Source organism: Streptomyces sp. ADMS (assembly GCF_033441795.1).
Taxonomy (GTDB): domain Bacteria; phylum Actinomycetota; class Actinomycetes; order Streptomycetales; family Streptomycetaceae; genus Streptomyces.
The window spans coordinates 1-16,803 of sequence record NZ_JAVFVX010000139.1; the positions used below are offsets into that span (position 1 = coordinate 1).

At 66.8% G+C, this 16,803-nt stretch carries 16 protein-coding genes; 12 read left to right on the top strand and 4 right to left on the bottom strand.

From position 1 onward, the window contains the following. Positions 1-519 precede the first annotated feature (519 nt). Positions 520-1,722: a helix-turn-helix transcriptional regulator gene (locus RB628_RS35525; RefSeq protein WP_318324764.1), complete on the bottom strand. Its 1,203-nt coding sequence runs from the start codon at positions 1,720-1,722 to the stop codon at positions 520-522. 173 nt (positions 1,723-1,895) lie between these two features. Between RB628_RS35525 and RB628_RS35530 the strand changes: the two genes are divergently transcribed. After that, positions 1,896-2,561: a YdcF family protein gene (locus RB628_RS35530; protein WP_318324765.1), complete on the top strand. Its 666-nt coding sequence runs from the start codon at positions 1,896-1,898 to the stop codon at positions 2,559-2,561. A 37-nt stretch (positions 2,562-2,598) separates the two neighbouring features. On the opposite strand, the gene RB628_RS35535 is transcribed toward RB628_RS35530, so the two are convergent. The 3 genes from RB628_RS35535 to RB628_RS35545 form a co-directional block, all read right to left on the bottom strand. Continuing rightward, a complete protein-coding gene (locus RB628_RS35535) occupies positions 2,599-3,372 on the bottom strand; it encodes an aminoglycoside phosphotransferase family protein (RefSeq protein ID WP_318324766.1) in 774 nt (257 codons plus the stop codon). Between the two features lie 98 nt (positions 3,373-3,470). Then, a complete protein-coding gene (locus tag RB628_RS35540) occupies positions 3,471-4,907 on the bottom strand; it encodes a helix-turn-helix transcriptional regulator (protein ID WP_318324767.1) in 1,437 nt (478 codons plus the stop codon). A gap of 656 nt (positions 4,908-5,563) precedes the next feature. Next, on the bottom strand, positions 5,564-5,686 hold the full coding sequence (locus tag RB628_RS35545; RefSeq protein ID WP_318324768.1) for a hypothetical protein: 123 nt from the start codon (positions 5,684-5,686) through the stop codon (positions 5,564-5,566). A gap of 247 nt (positions 5,687-5,933) precedes the next feature. On the opposite strand from RB628_RS35545, the gene RB628_RS35550 reads away from it, so the two are divergent. The 11 genes from RB628_RS35550 to RB628_RS35600 all read left to right on the top strand — a co-directional run bounded on the left by RB628_RS35550 (position 5,934) and on the right by RB628_RS35600 (position 16,256). Then, positions 5,934-6,128 (top strand): hypothetical protein, encoded by a 195-nt coding sequence (locus tag RB628_RS35550; RefSeq protein ID WP_046707970.1) that lies wholly within the window; start codon positions 5,934-5,936, stop codon positions 6,126-6,128. Between the two features lie 133 nt (positions 6,129-6,261). Then, a complete protein-coding gene (locus RB628_RS35555) occupies positions 6,262-7,587 on the top strand; it encodes an ATP-binding protein (protein WP_318324769.1) in 1,326 nt (441 codons plus the stop codon). Beyond that, positions 7,584-8,003: a roadblock/LC7 domain-containing protein gene (locus RB628_RS35560; RefSeq protein WP_318324770.1), complete on the top strand. Its 420-nt coding sequence runs from the start codon at positions 7,584-7,586 to the stop codon at positions 8,001-8,003. The genes RB628_RS35555 and RB628_RS35560 overlap by 4 nt, the downstream gene beginning before the upstream one ends. Then, positions 8,000-8,341 (top strand): DUF742 domain-containing protein, encoded by a 342-nt coding sequence (locus RB628_RS35565; RefSeq protein WP_046707968.1) that lies wholly within the window; start codon positions 8,000-8,002, stop codon positions 8,339-8,341. Before RB628_RS35560 ends, RB628_RS35565 begins: the two co-directional genes overlap by 4 nt. Next, positions 8,319-8,921: a GTP-binding protein gene (locus RB628_RS35570; protein WP_318324771.1), complete on the top strand. Its 603-nt coding sequence runs from the start codon at positions 8,319-8,321 to the stop codon at positions 8,919-8,921. Before RB628_RS35565 ends, RB628_RS35570 begins: the two co-directional genes overlap by 23 nt. A 2-nt stretch (positions 8,922-8,923) precedes the next feature. Next, positions 8,924-10,153 (top strand): cytochrome P450, encoded by a 1,230-nt coding sequence (locus RB628_RS35575; protein WP_318324777.1) that lies wholly within the window; start codon positions 8,924-8,926, stop codon positions 10,151-10,153. A gap of 11 nt (positions 10,154-10,164) precedes the next feature. Then, positions 10,165-11,397 carry a cytochrome P450 gene (locus tag RB628_RS35580; protein WP_318324772.1) on the top strand — a complete coding sequence of 411 codons (1,233 nt, stop codon included), beginning with the start codon at positions 10,165-10,167 and terminating at the stop codon, positions 11,395-11,397. A gap of 198 nt (positions 11,398-11,595) precedes the next feature. Beyond that, a complete protein-coding gene (locus tag RB628_RS35585) occupies positions 11,596-12,480 on the top strand; it encodes an aminoglycoside phosphotransferase family protein (protein WP_318324773.1) in 885 nt (294 codons plus the stop codon). 184 nt (positions 12,481-12,664) lie between these two features. Beyond that, positions 12,665-13,684: a phosphotransferase enzyme family protein gene (locus RB628_RS35590; protein WP_318324774.1), complete on the top strand. Its 1,020-nt coding sequence runs from the start codon at positions 12,665-12,667 to the stop codon at positions 13,682-13,684. Positions 13,685-13,880: 196 nt separating this feature from the next. Next, complete coding sequence (locus RB628_RS35595; protein ID WP_318324775.1) at positions 13,881-15,854, top strand: ABC transporter ATP-binding protein; 1,974 nt, start codon at positions 13,881-13,883, stop codon at positions 15,852-15,854. 117 nt (positions 15,855-15,971) lie between these two features. Next, entirely contained in the window at positions 15,972-16,256 is a 285-nt protein-coding gene (locus RB628_RS35600) for a hypothetical protein (protein ID WP_318324776.1), read from the top strand. Positions 16,257-16,803: the final 547 nt, after the last annotated feature.

Consider the following 16,803-nt stretch of genomic DNA (forward strand, 5'->3'; position numbering starts at 1 on the left):
CCCACGCACACCAGCCCCGTGACCAGCAACTTCAGCTTGCACACCTCTCAATGCGTCTACGAGCCTCAGCCGGGTACTTCTATCCGGCTCCGAGGAACCTACCGTCAACTGGAGGAATTCGTGGACTGTGTCAGACACCTCGATGCGCAGGCCAATTCCGACTCGCAGATACCGAGTCTCGATCTCTGCGCCCGGCCGCGCATTACCGTGGCGTACTGCGTCGGTCAAGAGCTCCGAGAGAACGAGGACAGCTGGGTCTTCAATACTTGAGAGGCCCCAACCGTCCAGCGCCTTACGGAGTTCACGACGCGCAAGGCCGACGCAGCGCGGATGGCGACTCCAGCGGAGCACCACCGCGCTTCTGCTCTTGGGGCCGACGCCATCATCCGGCTGGTAGGTCACAGGCACTGCGATGCCTCCCCGTACAAGTGGCTTGGTCGCAACGACCGTAGAAGCCGACGGGGAGGCGGACCCGGAGGATTTTTCCGGGTCCGCCAACGAACCTCTCTACAACAAGCGCTACTTGATGGCGCCGAGCCGCATGGCCAGGTCCTGGACATCCTGACGGCGGGATCGCTTGTGGAGCCGACGAGCTAGGTCCCGCGCGAACTCATGTGCCTTGATCTGTTCGGGAGCGGTTCGGTAGGCGCGCTTGAGGTGGTCTATCGCCTCATCCGTCCGCCCGGCCTCAGCATAGGCACGGGCAACATCCAGTCGCGCCCGCCCACGTCGTTCTACCGGCAGTCCTGCCGCTCTGACTCTCGGGGCTACGTCCACGGCCAGCTGGACGTCCTCGAATTCCAGGGCGAGCGCCAGCCGGTGGATCTCTACGTTGCCGGGACCGAAGGAGGTCCACATCGCGTTGGAGTCGCCGCCGAGCAGGTGCGCTGCCTCTTGGGCCTTACCCATCATGTGGTCTGCCAGCGCTCGGTTCCGCATCCGGGCCGCTGCGACGGCTCCGTTGAGGAACAGGGTCCCGTACAGGGAAAGAGAAGCCGGCGTGGTGCGCCACCAACCGGGTTCGAGGTCGTCCGCCGCGTCAAGGGTGACGTTCACTGCCTCTGCTGCCATGCCGGCGCCGAGTTGAACATGCGCGACACCTCGGCGCAGCGCCAACATTGTGGCGGGGTCTTCGGACTCCGCAGCCGCCATGTCGCCTTGGTCTACAGCGGTCCAGGCCAGGTTGGTCTCGCCCAACTTTCGGAGGAGTACCGCTGCCACGTGGCAGGTCAGTGCGAACAGCCGCAGTGCTTCGACGTGTTCGGCGCCCGCCGTGCGCTCCTGTGTTGCCAGCCGGGCGTCCGCGAGTAGCCCGGGCAGGCAGTCTCCAAGGCGCGCGAACTGGCAATTCTGAAAGAGCCGCCAGACTTCGTCGACTGCGAAGGAGAGACGTTCGAGGCGCACGGTTTCGCGGCCGTCGTAGAGCGAGCCCGCCAGCCGTCGCGACTGCATGAGTGCGGTGCGGATCGCCGGGATGCTGGCCGTGTGACGACCGTGGTCGTCCAAGAACGTCGGCGTGCCCTGAAGGTCCTCCACGTGCACTCGCAGAGCGTGTGCCAGGTCCGCGAGCATCTTCACGTTGTTCACCGGTATGCGTTCGGACTCGATCCGGTACACCCAGTCCTCGGAGCGTCCCAGAAGTTCGCCGAGCTGCCGCTGGCTCAGACCTCGGCGTTTCCTGTAGAACCGGACTCGCTTGCCGAACGGAAGATGGTCGGTCATTCCCCGCATTGACGTGCTCCCCTCAGCCTGCTCAATCGAGTTTCACACGGCGTGAGCGTGCGGGAACAGGAGAACCGTCATCTGAGGGCGCCTGTGATCTGGAACGTAGGCTGACCCCATCGGATTGCAACGGCGGGGAGCAGATCCTCGGCGAACATGGAGGGCGAGAGCAAGTGATCTCAACGCAGGCATGGGCGGATGCTCAACGGCTGTGGGACTTCCAGCAGATGGGTCACGAGTTGCGACCTTGCTCCGTGGCGATCGGACTCGGCAGCCACGACCTGGGAGTGGCCGACACCACCGCAGACCTCTACCACCGTGGCATGGCGCCACTCATCGTCTTCACCGGAGCGACCAGCCGTACGACGCGTGAGCGGATGCCCCGAGGTGAAGCCGAACACTATCGGGACCGTGCGGTGGCGCTCGGGGTTCCTGAGAGCGCCATCATCGTCGAGCCGAAGGCCCGGAACACGGGCCAGAACATCCGCTTCTCCCGCGCTCTCCTCGAAGAACAGCGTGTTCCCGTCTCGTCGGTCCTGATGGTCAGCAAGCCGTACGAGGAGCGACGGGCCTACGCGACGGCGCGAAAGCTCTGGCCGGACGTCGAGTGGGTGAGCGCCTCCACGCCCATGGCGCTCTCCGAGTACGTCGATTCGATCCAGGACGCCCGTCTGGTCATCGACATGCTGGTGGGGGCCCAGCAGCGGCTCATGGTGTACCCACGGCAAGGGTTCATGATCGAGCAGGAGATTCCCGACGACGTGGCGGCGGCTTTCGAACGGTTGCGTCGCGACGGCTTCACGAGCCGACTCGTACCGGAAGAGGCCGAACGGGCCTGAGCTTCGGTCCACCCCGTCCGGTCCGGTCTGCGCTCTTTCAGGCGGCGCCCCATTGAGCTTGGGCATCCATGTTTCTGAGCGTCTCAATACGATACGACAACTGCTGGGTAGCAGCAGTGTCTCCTTGATCCGCACGCCGAATGAAGGACCCGAGAGTGTGAAGGTCTCGGATTCCACAGAGAACCGATTGACCAGACCACTGCCGGATGTCGTAGCCGTACCGCTCGCTGAAATCATCCAGTTGTCCGACGCTTCGCCCGAAGCGGACTCCTTGGAACGTATTAGCCAAGTCGATCTCTCGCGGGCCGAATGCCGCCTCGTCCCAGTCTCCGAGCCTGACGTCCTCGCCGTCCCAGAGCGTGTTGCCCGGATATGCGTCGCCGTGAATGTGCCCGTGCCCCAAGGGGAATTCCAGCTGTTCGTATGCGTGGAGAAGTTCCTGCCTGCGCTCCATGAGCCACGCCCGTTCGTTCGGCGCTAGGTAGGTACTGGCCTCCACGGCGGTCTTGAGTGAGGCAAGCGGTTGGTGTTGCGGCAGTGACACCGGCGGGGATGGTAGGGAATGCAGAGTTCTCAGCAGATCACCCAACCGTCCGGGCGGAGGTGCGCCGTGTTCAGGTTGCGGGTAGTGCCGCCAGAACGTGACGACATATGGGTCGTATGCCACCGGCTGGGGTACATCCACTGGCTCTGTCGCCGGGAAGTCGTTCGCGACGAGCCAGCGCGTGAGGGAGACAGCGGTCGCCAAGCGCTGCTGCTGCGAGGCGGGACTGACGCGCACCACAACGCCTTCCGCAGCAAGAAGGAACACGGAAGTGGCGTGGTGGTGAAGCGGGACAAGGGAGCGGTCTGTCAGACCTGACGCCTGGCAGGCCTTACGGGCGGCGGACTCGGGAGAGACCGTCATTGTCATGAGGTGAGGGCCTTCGCTCTCGTGTCGATCACCTGATAGCCGCGAGTGGCATCGGCGAGCTCGCGGGCAACCCGGCTTCGGGCGAACCGTGGTTCTTCAAGAAGCGTAGCTACTCCCTGCACGGCGTCGCCAAGCTGTCGGATACGGCGGTCGACCGGCAGCTCCAGTATGGGCTGGAGTTGCTCGCCGGCGCCCTCGATCTCTCCTGCGGCGATGCGCGCTGTGACGATGTCGAGGCGCGCCAGCGCCTCGTCGCCGTACGACCGCTGCTCCTTCGGGCCCATCTCGTACAGATCGATCGCGGCGGCGGCGTGCTGCTCGGCCCTCCCGTGTTCGCCGAGGAGGGCGTACGTTCCGCCGATGTAGTACTCCTGCTTGGCTTCCGGGAAAGTGAGCAGGCCTCCGAATCTGGTGAGCCCGTTGGGGTCTGTTCGCTGTTCCCGGGCCTGCTCAAGTTCCTTGAGCGCTGCCAGGGCCGTGTTCCGGTCTCCGACGCGTGCCGCAGCCCTGGCCCCGATCGCCGCGGTTCTGACCCGGGTCTCGCCGACGGGGGCGAACCGGATCGCCTGTTGTGTGTACTTGAAGGCTGCGTGCCGGTGAGTTGACCACTCCGCGATCAGTGCGGCTGTGCCCTTGACCCATGCCCGGAGATCGTCGTGGTCGGCATGCTCGGCGAGGGTCCCGGCCGTCTGAAGTTGGGCGACAGCGGAGTCCTGGTCCCCGAGATTCTGTGACGCGTGAGCAAGGAGCAGGCAACTCGTGCCGGCGAGGAGGTACAGCTCCCTGGTTTGGCCGGGGGGTTGGTGGCCGCTCAGCAGCGCGAAGAGCTGGTCTCTCGTCGACAGCAGGTCTTGGAAGAGCGGGTACAGGGGAGCGTGGACGTAGTCCGTCGCGATCCGGGTGATCCTGGATTCCAGCCCCTCAAGCTCGACGTCGCTCACGTTGCTCCTCGTGACCGCTTCCGCGAACCGCAGCGACTGGGCCGCGGCTTGTGTCGCGAGCTCATAGAGGTCCGCTGCCTGCTCGCCGGTCGCGACCTGGAGATCAACGGCGGACGGTCCTGGGTACGGCAACGGCCGTGGCGTGAGGGCTGCGTGATGCTCACGGAACGGTGGGGGGAGCAAGGCGTCCGGTGTTTCCATGCCGTTGAGGAACCTCGCGACCTTGTCGAGGCTCGTCAGTCGGCGGGTTCCTGCTTCGAGCATGGAAAGGAAACCCTGGCTGAGCCCCGTCATGCGGGCCATGTCGTCCTGGCGAAGCTTCGCCCGCTCGCGGATGAGGCGGCTCGCGCGCCCGAAGTCCCATGCCGCGATGGCGGAGTGGACTTCCGGATGCTGCCAGACGGTGTCTGGAACCCGGCGTTGAAGGCGGGTGTCGAGAAACCTGACGCGCGCGCACGTGGCACACCGGTCTTCGTCGTTGTACTGGCTCAAGCGGCATCCGCAGTCAGCGCATACGCGAGGGTTTCTTGGCATCGCACCCCCGTTTCTCGTTCTGCGCCCGACAGCGTAGGTGGAGATACCCGCTTGCCGGTATCACTCATGTAATACGGGCAGTTGGGACGCACTGCTGGGCCGCCGCCGTCAGGCACGGCCGAGGGTTGTTGTGACGATCGCGTCCAGGAGCCGTGGGACATCTTCGAGGCTGTTGAGGACAACGCCAGCTCCCGCTGTGGAGAGTCCGTTGGCGGTGGTCTTTCAGCGGCTCTTTCGAGCGCGGCGAGCGCCGCCTAGCGCTCGCCGAGCGCATGCGGTTCCTGGTCTTCCTGGAACCGGCATCACCTCAGTGATATCACCCTCGGAATGTGCGTAATCGCCTTTCGGTAAACAGTCTTGGGGATCAGCCAACGTCCTTGTGACAGCAGTTGCTTGGTCAAGCGGCTCAGTCAGTGTGTCCGGACGCACAGGAGATCCCGGTGATTGCCTCGCGAGGCCGAGTTGAAGCCGTCCCTGATCCGCCCGCTGCCCATCGGCCAGTCGCACCTGTGGTGCCGCTGGACGGCCGGCCTCGGTTGCAACGCCGCTCCTCCTCACCGGAGTTGGCATTGCCGTTCGCGCAGACAGAACTGCCCTGGAGGATCCAGCTCGCGTCACACCCGCTGCCGCGACTCGGGCCCGTCGATGTCGTGCAGGCGGGACTGCTCGTCGGCTTGCGTGCGGTCGAGGGTGCCCGAAGCCGGGGGCTCCCTGTGGGGCCGGTGCTCTGCTGCCACGCGCACTCGCGTATCCACATCCCGGTCGAAGCGGGCACGGCATACCGGTGGCACGCTCCACAGACGGTGTGCCGTGCGGGGCGCCTGTGGGAATGCGCCCTCGACAGACAGGTCGCCGGGTACTCGCGCTGCTCGACGGTATGGCTGCTTCCCCCTGACGGACATCCAGAAGGCACCGACAGCGCCGCGCTCCGTCACTGGCTCGCCCTGACACGGTCGGCTGGCGTGCGCAAAAGGGAGCCTCTGCATGGCGGTTAGCGTCTCGGCCGTCGTCCTCTTGGCGATCATCACGTTCCTGCTCATCAAGAAGGGCGGGCTGAAAGCCGGGCACGCAGTGGTCTGCACCCTCCTCGGCTTCTACCTCGCCAGTTCCTCGATCGCGCCAACGATCTCAGAGGCCACAACGAGCCTGGCGCGCATGATCGGCGGGATCAAGTTCTAGGCCCCAGCCGATGACCTGGGCGACATGAGCGGGCCTCCTTGGGCTCCATCGAACTGTCGCCAGCCCGGCGGTCCATCAACTTGCCGGTCCCGTTGCCCTGTCGCAGTCCACTTCGACCCCAGTGAGAGATCCGATGAGACACGAAACAGCCGTCGCGGCATCCGTTGGTCTGGCCGCAGTGCTCGTTGTCGCGCTCGGGCTGGCCGCATACTTCGCATGGCTCTCCGCCAAGCACCGTGCCCAGGCCGTGCATTGGCAAGAGACCACCGTTGCCCAGGACACGGCCCTGGTCGCGCTGCTTTCGCAGGGCCTCGAAGCGGTCGTGGGCTCGCTCCAGCGGCCACAGTCGGCCTCGGCAGAGTTTGTGGTCCCGGCCTGTCTCGCCGGTTCCGGCTTCGTGGAGAACCTCCGGGTGCTCGGCGAGCGGTATGTCGCCGACCTGCACCAAGTGCGAGGAGTGACGGCGGCTTCGACACGTCAGCAAGTCGAAGCCGAGGCGCGCGAGTCGGCGAAGGCAGCCGTCAAGGCGTTCGCCACCGCGATGGTGAGCACCGGCATCAACGTGAGCAGCGAGGTGGCCCAGGCGCTCCGCCGACATCACGGCAGTGCCGTCTTCGCGACGCTGACCAAGATCGATCACGGCGTCCAGCAGATGCTCCACCAGGCACAGTCGTACGTCGTACTCGCTGGAGGGCTCCTCGGGCAGCGGTGGCCCGCCAGCACACTCACGGACGTCGTCGGGGCAGCCCAGGGAGCGATTCCCGACTACACGCGGGTCCACCCGTACGCGTCTGACCGGGCAGTGATCGCCCGCATGGTCGGGCCGGTGAAGCTCATCCTGAGCCACCTCCTCGACAACGCCGCACGCTATTCGCCGCCTCAGACTCACGTGGAGGTGAGCGCCCAGCACGGCCACCACGGAATCACTCTCCTCATCGACGACGCCGGCAAGCGCATGAGCGAGGAGGAACTGAAGCGCGCGCGGCGCATCCTGGACGGCCGCCAGGAGGTCGACATCCTCACCCTGGAGGCGCACCCGAGGGTCGGCTTCCCGGTGATCGCGCTCCTTGCCCGCCGATATGGCATCAAGGTGGTGCTCACGGACTCCAACCGCTACGGCGGGATGAGTGCCTCGGTCTTCCTGCCCGAGGCCCTTCTCACCACCGCTGCGGCTGAGCTCGAACCGGCTCCGCGGCCCGCCCGCGTCGAAGCGCCTGCACCTTCCTCCCCCGCGCTGACGGAGAACGGACTGCCGACGCGCACGTCCCGCCAACCGATGCATCCGCAGCAACAGGCTTCTGCTGGGCGCCGCACGAGTACCGAACCGGCCCGGCCCGCAGTCATCGGCGCCTGGCAGCAGGCAACCAGACAGGCTCGCGGCACGGCCGCACCCCCGCGGGAACGCGCCGGGGACACCGACGTACACACCGACCAGGAAGAAAGGTCCCTCGACTCATGACGACGCAGGTGAACAGGCTCGGCTGGATGCTCGGGGACCTCACGAGCATGCCGGATGTCCGCTACGCCGTCCTTCTGGCCACGGACGGTCTCGCCCTGGGCTACTCGGAATCGGTGGACCGTGACACGGCAGACAAGGTCGCCGCGTCCACCAGCGGCTTTCACTCCATTGGCATCGCGTTGGCCCCGTACACCGGTGGAAAGAAGAACGGCCTGCGCCAAGTCGTCGCCGAGTTCGACGAGGGACTCCTGTTCGTCAAGACGGTCGGCCACAACGCGTTGCTGGCGGTCTCGACGACCGAGACAGTCGACGCCGAAATCCTCACCTACCGGATGAACGGCCTGACCGAGCGCCTCGGCGCGGAGCTGTCCAGCCCGGCACGGGACCAGGGTGACGACGGCGGCGCTCGGCCATGAGCGCTCTGCGGCGCGATCCCGACATGGTCCGGGCGTATGTCCGGACACGAGGACACTCGTCACCGTCCCGCGACGGCCTGACCCTGACGACCCTGGTTCGCGCCGCAGACCGCCCGCTCCACGGCCTCGACGTCGAAGCCCGGCGGATCCTGCGGATCTGCAACGGGCCGATCGTGATCGCCGAGATCGCCTCGCTCCTCGATCTGCCTCCCACCGTCGCTCTCATCGTCGTCTCCGGACTTCTCGACACCGGCCACCTCAACACCCCGGCACCGGCCGACCAGCCGGACATCAGCGTTATTGAGGAAGTGCTCAATGGACTCCGTGCTCTCGTCTGAGCACCAATACCTCCCAGCCACCGTGACCCGGTCAGCGAAGATCCTGATCGCCGGCCACTTCGGAGCAGGCAAGACGACTCTGGTTGGCAGCGTGTCGGAGATCAAACCGCTGAGGACCGAGGAGCCAATCACAGAAGCCAGCACCGGCATCGACGACCTCGCCGGCCTGCCCAGCAAGACGGAGACGACGGTCGCCTTCGACTTCGGCCGCCGCACCCTCAGCCCCCATCTGGCCCTCTACCTGTTCGGCACCCCCGGACAGAACCGGTTCACCCCCTTCTGGGAGCACCTCTTCCACGGGGCGCTGGGCGCGCTGGTCCTCGTCGACACCCGTCGACTCCAGGACTCCGACGCGGTTCTCGCGCTCTTCGAAGAACGCGGCCTGCCGTTCGGAGTCGCCGTCAACGAATGGGACGGCGCTCAACGGTTCGACCTCGACGAGGTCCGTCGGGCCCTGGCTCTCGACGACGACGTGGTGGTCACGTCCTGCGACGCCCGCGACGAAGTGTCCTCCATCCACGCGCTGATCGCGTTCGTCGAATACCTCCACCGATCCAGCCGACTGGAGCACCTGTCGTGACTATGCCGCCACCGCCATCGCAGGCCGGCCACCGCGCTCACGCCGGTCAGACGCGGTTCGCGATGTACGCACCGGAGTTCGCAGCTGATCCCTCCCGCTTCTACACGCAGATGCGGGACCAACACGGAACACTGGCCCCGGTCTACCTGGACCCCGATGTGCCCGCCACGCTGGTGATCGGCTATCAGACCGCCGTCCGTATCCTTCACGACCCCGTACGGTTCCCCGCCGACCCGCGGGTCTGGCAACAAGGCGTCCCCGCGCACTGCCCAGTCCTGCCGATGCTGGAGCACCGCCCCAACGCGCTGCGCAATTCCGGTCCCGCTCACGCTCGTTACCGTGCCGCGAACACGTCCGCCCTCGACCATGTCCGCCAGCACGAACTGCAGGCCATGGTGGAACGGATCGCCATTCCCCTGATCAACGAGATGTGCGAGGTGGGCCATGCGGACCTGCTGACGCAGTACGCACAGCCTCTGGCCTTCCAGGTCCTCAACGCGATCCTCGGCTGTCCGCCGGAGATCGGCCAGCGTGTAGCCCTCGGGATGGCCGCGATCTTCGAAGGCGTGAACGCCGAGGCCGGCAACGCCATGCTCTCCGAGGCTCTCAGCGAACTTGTCGACCTCAAGCGCCGCCATCCGGGCATGGATGTCACCACCGGCCTGTTGAGCCACCCGACGCAGCTGAACGAGCTGGAGCTGATACACCAGCTGGTCACCCTCTACGGCGCCGGCATCGAGCCTGAGCAGAACGTCATCGCGAACACCCTTCTGCTGATCGTCAGCGACGAGCGGTACTCCGGCGACGTGCTCCGGGGGAGCCTCAGCGTCCGCGACGCTCTCGACGAGCTGCTCTTCGTGGACCCTCCGCTGGCCAACTTCTGCGTGTCGTATCCGCCACGTCCGGTCGAGATCGACGGCGTCGTCCTGCCCGCCCACCAACCGGTCGTCATCAGCATGGCCGCCTGTAACAACGACCCCGCGGTCATCTCCGACCAGCGGGCCGGCAACCGCTCTCACCTGACGTGGAGCGCCGGACCCCATGGCTGCCCCGCCCAGCCCCTGGCCTACCTCATCGCCCAGGTGGCCATCGAGCAGATCCTCGACGCCCTCCCCGAAATGGAACTCGCCGTCCCCGCCGACCACCTCACCTACCGCCCCGGCCCGTTCCACCGCTCCCTGACCGGCCTGCCGGTCCGCTTCCCCCCGTCGCCGCGCCTCACTCTGACCTAGGGAGAACCGACATGGACCGCACCCTGCCCCTCGTCCTCGACCCCACCGGCCGTGCGCGCGCGGCCGAAGAAGACGCCCTCCACGCCGCCGGTCCCGCCACGCTCGTGGACATCCTCGGTGTGACCGCCTGGTCGGTCAGCGACCCGGCCATCCTCAAAGGCCTTCTGAACGACGCCCGGGTGTCCAAGGACGCCAGCAAGCACTGGCCGGCGTTCATCAGCGGCGAGATCACCGAGAAGTGGCCGCTGGCCCTATGGGTCGGCGTGGACAACATGTTCACCGCCTACGGAGACAACCACCGGCGGCTGAGGCGTCTCGTCAGCAAGGCGTTCACCGCCCGACGTACCGCCGAGATGGTGCCGCGCATCGAACAGATCACCGCCCGCCTCATCGACCGGATAGCCCGGACCCAGCCCGGCGAGGTCGTCGAACTGCGCGAGGCCCTCGCCTTCCCCCTGCCGATCCAGGTCATCGGCGATCTCATGGGTCTGACCGAGGACGTGTGGCCCCGCTTCCGGACCGTGGTCGACGGAGTCTTCGACACCACGCTCAGCAGCGAGGAGGCCCGCGCCAACACCATGGCCCTGTACGGCATCCTCACCGAACTGGTCGCGTCGAAACGGGCCACCCCTGGCCAGGACATCACGTCGGCGCTCATCGACGTACGCGACGAAGAGGGCGACGGCTCCGTCCTCACGGAGCAGGAACTCCTGGACACGCTGCTCCTGATCATCAGCGCCGGCTACGAGACGACCGTCAACCTGCTCGATCAAGCCATCACCGCGCTGCTCACCCGCCCCGACCAGCTCGCTCACGTCCACGCGGGGCGCGCGTCCTGGGACGACGTGATCGAGGAGTCCCTCCGCTACGCCGCACCCATCAGTCACCTGCCGCTTCGATACGCCGTCGAGGACATCCCCCTCCCCGACGGGATCGTGATCAGCCAGGGCGAGGCGATCCTCGCCTCGTACGGCGCCGCCAGTCGCCATCCGAACCTGCATGGCGCCACCGCAGGAGCCTTCGACGTGACGCGGGCGGACAAGCAGCACCTCGCCTTCGGACATGGCGCTCACTTCTGCCTCGGCGCTCCCCTGGCCCGCGCCGAAGCGCGAGCCGCGCTGCCCGCCCTCTTCGACGGTTTCCCGGACATGACTCTCGCCGTGCCGCCCGAGGAGCTTGAGCCGGTGGCGAGCCTCCTCGTCAACGGGCACCGCACGGTGCCTGTGCGGCTGCACATGCGCTGACCCGGCTGAGCCGGGGATACGGCGAGTACAGGGTCGGCTCTACCGAGTGGGAAATGCCCAGTTCAGCGCCCGTTGTCAGTGCCTTTTGGCAGGCTACGCACCCACACGTGAATACTTAGAGAATCCATCTAGTCACATGCGGTGCACGCATGTGACTAGATGGCCCAGAGAGCGAAAGGGGGCACCGAGGTGACGAACATGCCCGGCGCACTCCACGAACTGGTGGCGTCGGTAACCGACACGTACACCGTGGTTGCTGAGCACCCCCGCCCCGGCACCATCAGGCCGTCCCTCTGGGAAGTCCACGCGCCCGGGGGCCGACGGTGGTTCGCCAAGCAGCACGCGGGCCCCAAGCTGCACCGGCGTGAGGTCGATGCATACCGGAAGTGGACGGTCTCCCTCGGCGAGGGCCGGACGCCCGACCTGGTCGCCGCCGAGGCCGTCTCCCGCACCATCCTGGTGACCGCTGTGCCCGGACACAGCCTCGACTCGCTCCGGCTGCCGGCCGAGCAGAAGCGCAAGGCCTACGAGCAGGCGGGTGAACTCCTCGCTCGCCATCACGCGGCGGCCAGCAGCGAGCCCATCACGGCCACAACCGAGGGCGAGTGGGAAGAGGCGGTGTCGAAGGTGCTGGCGCCTGCCACCGCGTACGTACCCGAGCACGACCTCTCGACCGCACGAACTCTCCTGAGCGAGCGGCCCCCGCGGCTACCGCAGGTCGCTGGGCACGGCGACTACATGCCGAAGAACTGGATGTGGGACGAGTCCGAGCAATTGCTGAGGGTCATCGACTTCGAACGCGCCGAGCTCCAGCCCGCACCACGCCGAGATCTCAGCCGCCTGCGCTACCGGATCCTGCATCACAACCCGGACCTGAACGCCGCGTTCCACCACGGGTACGGCAGCACCCTCACCGAGGAGGAAGCGGCGGCATGCCGGGCGTACGGGGCCCTGGACGCTGTCGACTCCCTGGCCTGGGGCATCCAGCATCACGACATCGGCCTGGTCGACGAAGCCCACACCATGCTGGAGAACCTGCGTCTGGAGACCGGCAAGAGCGTGTGGAGCGGGTGGCGCGCGTGAATGCCTTCGCCGGAACCTCCGCCTACTACCGACGCTTTCGCCCGGGTATCCCCGTTGCCCTCGCCCCCTTCGGCGACAGAGGTGTGCTCACGGAGGGCAACTCGTTCACCGTCCTCACGGCAACTCGTCCCTCGGCACACGAAGGCCTGTGATCCCTATGGACGAAGCAGAGCGGGGTGCGGCGTTGACTGCTGACGTGCTGGAGGACCGGTACGGACTCGTCGTCGACCTCGTCGAGCCGGTGCACATGGGCACGGACACGATCAACCGACGAGTCCTGACCGACGACGGGCTGCGGTTGTTCGTCAAGCAGTACCCGGCGATGGCCGACCTGGACGAGGCACGCAACGCGTGGGACATGTCGGAATACTGCCGGGCCGCGGAACTCCCCGTTCCACGCGTGTGGCCCGACGCCGACGACAACCTGGTCACCATCGCGGAAGGCAGCGCATGGGCCGTCGTCGACGAGGCCCCGGGCCAGGTGACGTCATCGGCCATGACCATCCCCCTCGCCGAACACATCGGCGTCGTCATGGGGCGCATGCACCGTGCACTCGCCGCGTACCCGCTGCCCAGGCGCGTGCAGCAGACCCGCTGGCGGGCCGAGCCCGTCGAGGACGCGGTAGCAAAGTGCGCCACCGTGACGGCCAGAGCCACGCGGCAAGGCCACGACCGTCTCGACCAACTGCGAGTCGACCTCGACCAGCGGCGTACGGACTTACGCACCCACGCTGCCGCGCTGCGGGAACGGCTGCCCGAGACGCTCGTGGAACAAGCACTGCACGCGGATCTCACCCGCACCAACCTGATCACCCTCTCCGATGCTGTCACCGGCATCATCGACTTCCGCTGCGCAAGCGCGATGCCGGCCTGGGAACTGGGGCGAGCGGCGTTCGACCCACGCACCGTCGCGACCAGCACCGCGTGGACTGCCTGCGCCCTGGCCATGGTGAGTGCCTACCGCTCGGAGCATCCCAGCCTCCCCATGCAAGAGGTCCGGGCCTGCGCTCGGATCGCCTTGCTGTACATGCTGTTCAGCTTCTACGGCGCCACCACCGCCGAGTACGACCTGCCTCGGGACGCGGAGCTGGATCTGAAGCGGCACTGGAGCGAGCGTCAGACCGCCATCCGCCGCCTGCTCGCTGACCTTGAGGGCCTCGAAGACGAGCTCACCGCCCTCGGGGCGAGCGAGGACACCTCATGACCATCCTGCGGCTAGCAACTGCACGGCATTCCACGGATGTTGAGGAACGGCCTCAACCGCACACGGCATACAGGGGGGACGCCTTGGCGTATCGAACAGTGATCGGGCTGCACCTGGTTCTCATCCGTAACCAGCCCGTGCTGGGCTTCCGCACGCCCTCGGCCGGGCAACGCGTGTCGGTGGAGGGCTGGAGCTGATGACAACCATCCCGAAACCGGTTGCCACGACCGCACCGACCGACGAGGCGGAGGTGTCGGATGAGGAGCTGAAGTTCGTCATTCCCGGCGACCGCCGCATCGAGGCCGCCAACGCGATCACCACCCGCGCGATGGCCCGGCGCCTGCCCCAACTGATCCGCCGGTCCCTCGCACTGGGCTGGCAGGTCGACCGCACCGCGGTCATCGCCTTGCTCGGCGTCCAGCTCCTGTCGGGGGTGCTGGAGGCGTTCGGGCTGATGGCTACCACCGGTGTGATCAAGCCGCTGATCGCCTCTCAGCACATCAGCGGCGACCAGCTCCGCTCTGCCGTACCGTCGCTTGTCGTCCTGTCGGTCGCCATCGGGCTGCGTGCCCTGCTGGGTATCGTCTCCACCGCGCTGTCGGCCCGGCTGGCGCCGCGTATCGCCCGGGAGGCCGAACTCGAACTCCTCGACGCGGCGACCAAGGCGGAACTGGCCGCATACGACAACCCCGGATACAACGACCGCTGGGACGCGGCCGACCGGGGAGTGGAGGTCTCCAGGGACCTTCTCACCCAAGCTCAGTACATTCTCGCCGCCTCCGCCTCTCTGATCGCCTCCGCGTGCGTCCTGACCGCCGTGCACTGGACGCTGCTGCCGCTGCTCCTCCTGGCGGCATTGCCGAAGGGCGTGGCCAGTGTGCGGGCGGCCCGCATCAGCTACATCGCCTCGCTCGCCACCACGAAGGACCGGCGACTGCTGGGCATGCTCCGCTGGCACCTGGTCGACAAGCAGACCGCCGACCAGGTCCGCTCCGGCACCATGGCGCCGTTCCTGCTCGACAAGTACCGCACGGCCGGGGTCCGGATCGACACGACGACCGACCAGGCCACCTGGCGCTCCGCCAGGATCTCCCTAGTCGGCGGAGCCGCAGGAGGTCTCGCCCACGCCGTGGTGTGGGTGGCCCTGGCGCTGCTGGTATCCGCCGGGCAGATCTCCGTCGCCGCCCTCGGCACCGCGTTCCTCGCACTGGGCCGCGTCAGCGCAGGACTGGACGGGATCGTCGGCTACGGAGCCCAACTCTTCCGTACCGGCATGTACTTGGACGACTGGGCGGACTTCATCGACGAAGCCGGCGGACACCGCATCGACCGCGGCCCCCAGACGCCGGCCGCGCCCACGCTCGTATGCGCCGAGAACATCACATTCCAGTACCCGAGCGCAGACCGTCCCGCCCTGGACGACGTCTCCTTGGAGGTTCGGCGCGGCGAAGTCGTCGCGCTGGTGGGCGAGAACGGCTCCGGCAAGACCACACTCAGCAAGATCCTTTCGGCTCTCTATCTGCCCGACCAAGGAGCCGTGACCTGGGATGGCACCGACACCAGGGAGCTGGACGCGCATGCCACCTGGGCGCGTGTTGCCGTCGTACCGCAGTCCTATGCGAACTGGCCCCTATCGGCGAGGGAGAACATCACGCTCGGCCAGGCCACCGAGGACGGGGACGCCGCAGTGCTCGCAGCAGCGCACGCCGCGGGCGCCGACGAGGTCATCGACGGACTGCGCAACGGGCTGAACACCCTGCTCGCCAAGGAATGGTGGGGCGGCCAGGAACTGTCCGGCGGGCAGTGGCAGAGGATCGCGCTCGCCCGAGCCTTCCACCGGCCAGCCGGACTGCTCGTTCTGGACGAACCGACAGCAGCTCTGGACCCAAGAGCCGAGCACCGCATCTTCACCGGGCTGCGCCGGCTTGCTGCGGACCGCGCGGTCGTCCTGGTCACGCACAGGCTCACTAACGTGACCATCGCCGACCGCATCGTCGTTTTGGACAAGGGCCGCGTCGTCCAGCACGGCACCCCCGAGGAGCTGCTGGCCCAGCAGGACGGCTTGTTCCGCGAACTGTGGGATCTGCAGAACGAGCGCACCGGCCGTGTACCCGTCCCGGCTGTAGGGTCCGCGGTCCGATGCGCAATGTCGGCTGAGGATGCGCAGTAAATGCGCAAATCCAGGGTTCGGTGCGCGATGGCTGTAGTCCGTAGCAGTCGGTGTTGATCTCTTGTGATCTTTCGGAAGAAGCGCGGGGCACCGGGTCCCTCGTGCGAAACTGAAGCAGTGATTCCACCCGATGCCGCGACCGGACGCGACGCCTTGGCCGATCAGCGGAGAGAGCTGGCCCGCGCGAGAGACAAGGCCCTGCAGAACCTACTGATCACGCAGGAGTACGCCCAGGAAGGCCGGCGGTCCCGGGAGGACGTCACGGCAGCCGCAGCCGAGGCAGAAGCCGCCTGCCAAGCGGTCACCGCTTTCGACGCCATGCACCCCCACATCCGCACCACGGGGAACGCCGAAGATGACGCTCAAGCGCTACGCGGCCTGCAGCGGTTGACAGGCGCTTAGTCGACTCAGCTCGCAGGCGCGCGTGTTGCGCAGGACCGTCACTCCTGTCACCTGATGCTCAAGGACCGGATGAGCTGGGCAAGGTCTTCACCGAAGAGCTTGCCCGATTCCCCGGACCATAGATGTCTCTCCGTCACCGACTTCGCTCGCGGAGAACCACTGATTGCGCAAGATCCGCCGACACCGCCACTGCTTACGCGCCCCGGATGTCGATGTTCGCGCAGGAACCAGTGCGCACGAGATCGCAGACCTCCGCGATTCCGTAAGTAATTCCGCGTGATCACGAGCACTGTCCGAGCAAATCCGGGTGACCATGAGCGCTGACTCAGCGACTTCACGGCTCGCGGGGGCCAGATCGCCGAAGGTGTCAGGACGTGCAGGTTCGTGCCCAGGACGACACCTTCTTCATCCCGGAGCCCTGTCGCCTGAGGACCAGGTTCGAGCGGGGCCAGACACAGTGAAGGCCCGGTATCCACCGGGCCTTCACGTTTGAGTAGCGGGGACAGGATTTGAACCTGCGACCTCTGGGTTATGAGCCCAGCGAGCT

What these genes read in the sequence shown, in the direction of transcription:
- RB628_RS35525 (WP_318324764.1), bottom strand. Translation starts at nt 1,722, where the DNA reads ATGACCGACCATCTTCCGTTCGGCAAGCGAGTCCGGTTCTACAGGAAA.
- RB628_RS35550 (WP_046707970.1), top strand. Translation starts at nt 5,934, where the DNA reads ATGGCGGTTAGCGTCTCGGCCGTCGTCCTCTTGGCGATCATCACGTTC.
- RB628_RS35555 (WP_318324769.1), top strand. Translation starts at nt 6,262, where the DNA reads ATGAGACACGAAACAGCCGTCGCGGCATCCGTTGGTCTGGCCGCAGTG.
- RB628_RS35560 (WP_318324770.1), top strand. Translation starts at nt 7,584, where the DNA reads ATGACGACGCAGGTGAACAGGCTCGGCTGGATGCTCGGGGACCTCACG.
- RB628_RS35565 (WP_046707968.1), top strand. Translation starts at nt 8,000, where the DNA reads ATGAGCGCTCTGCGGCGCGATCCCGACATGGTCCGGGCGTATGTCCGG.
- RB628_RS35570 (WP_318324771.1), top strand. Translation starts at nt 8,319, where the DNA reads ATGGACTCCGTGCTCTCGTCTGAGCACCAATACCTCCCAGCCACCGTG.
- RB628_RS35575 (WP_318324777.1), top strand. Translation starts at nt 8,924, where the DNA reads ATGCCGCCACCGCCATCGCAGGCCGGCCACCGCGCTCACGCCGGTCAG.
- RB628_RS35580 (WP_318324772.1), top strand. Translation starts at nt 10,165, where the DNA reads ATGGACCGCACCCTGCCCCTCGTCCTCGACCCCACCGGCCGTGCGCGC.
- RB628_RS35585 (WP_318324773.1), top strand. Translation starts at nt 11,596, where the DNA reads ATGCCCGGCGCACTCCACGAACTGGTGGCGTCGGTAACCGACACGTAC.
- RB628_RS35595 (WP_318324775.1), top strand. Translation starts at nt 13,881, where the DNA reads ATGACAACCATCCCGAAACCGGTTGCCACGACCGCACCGACCGACGAG.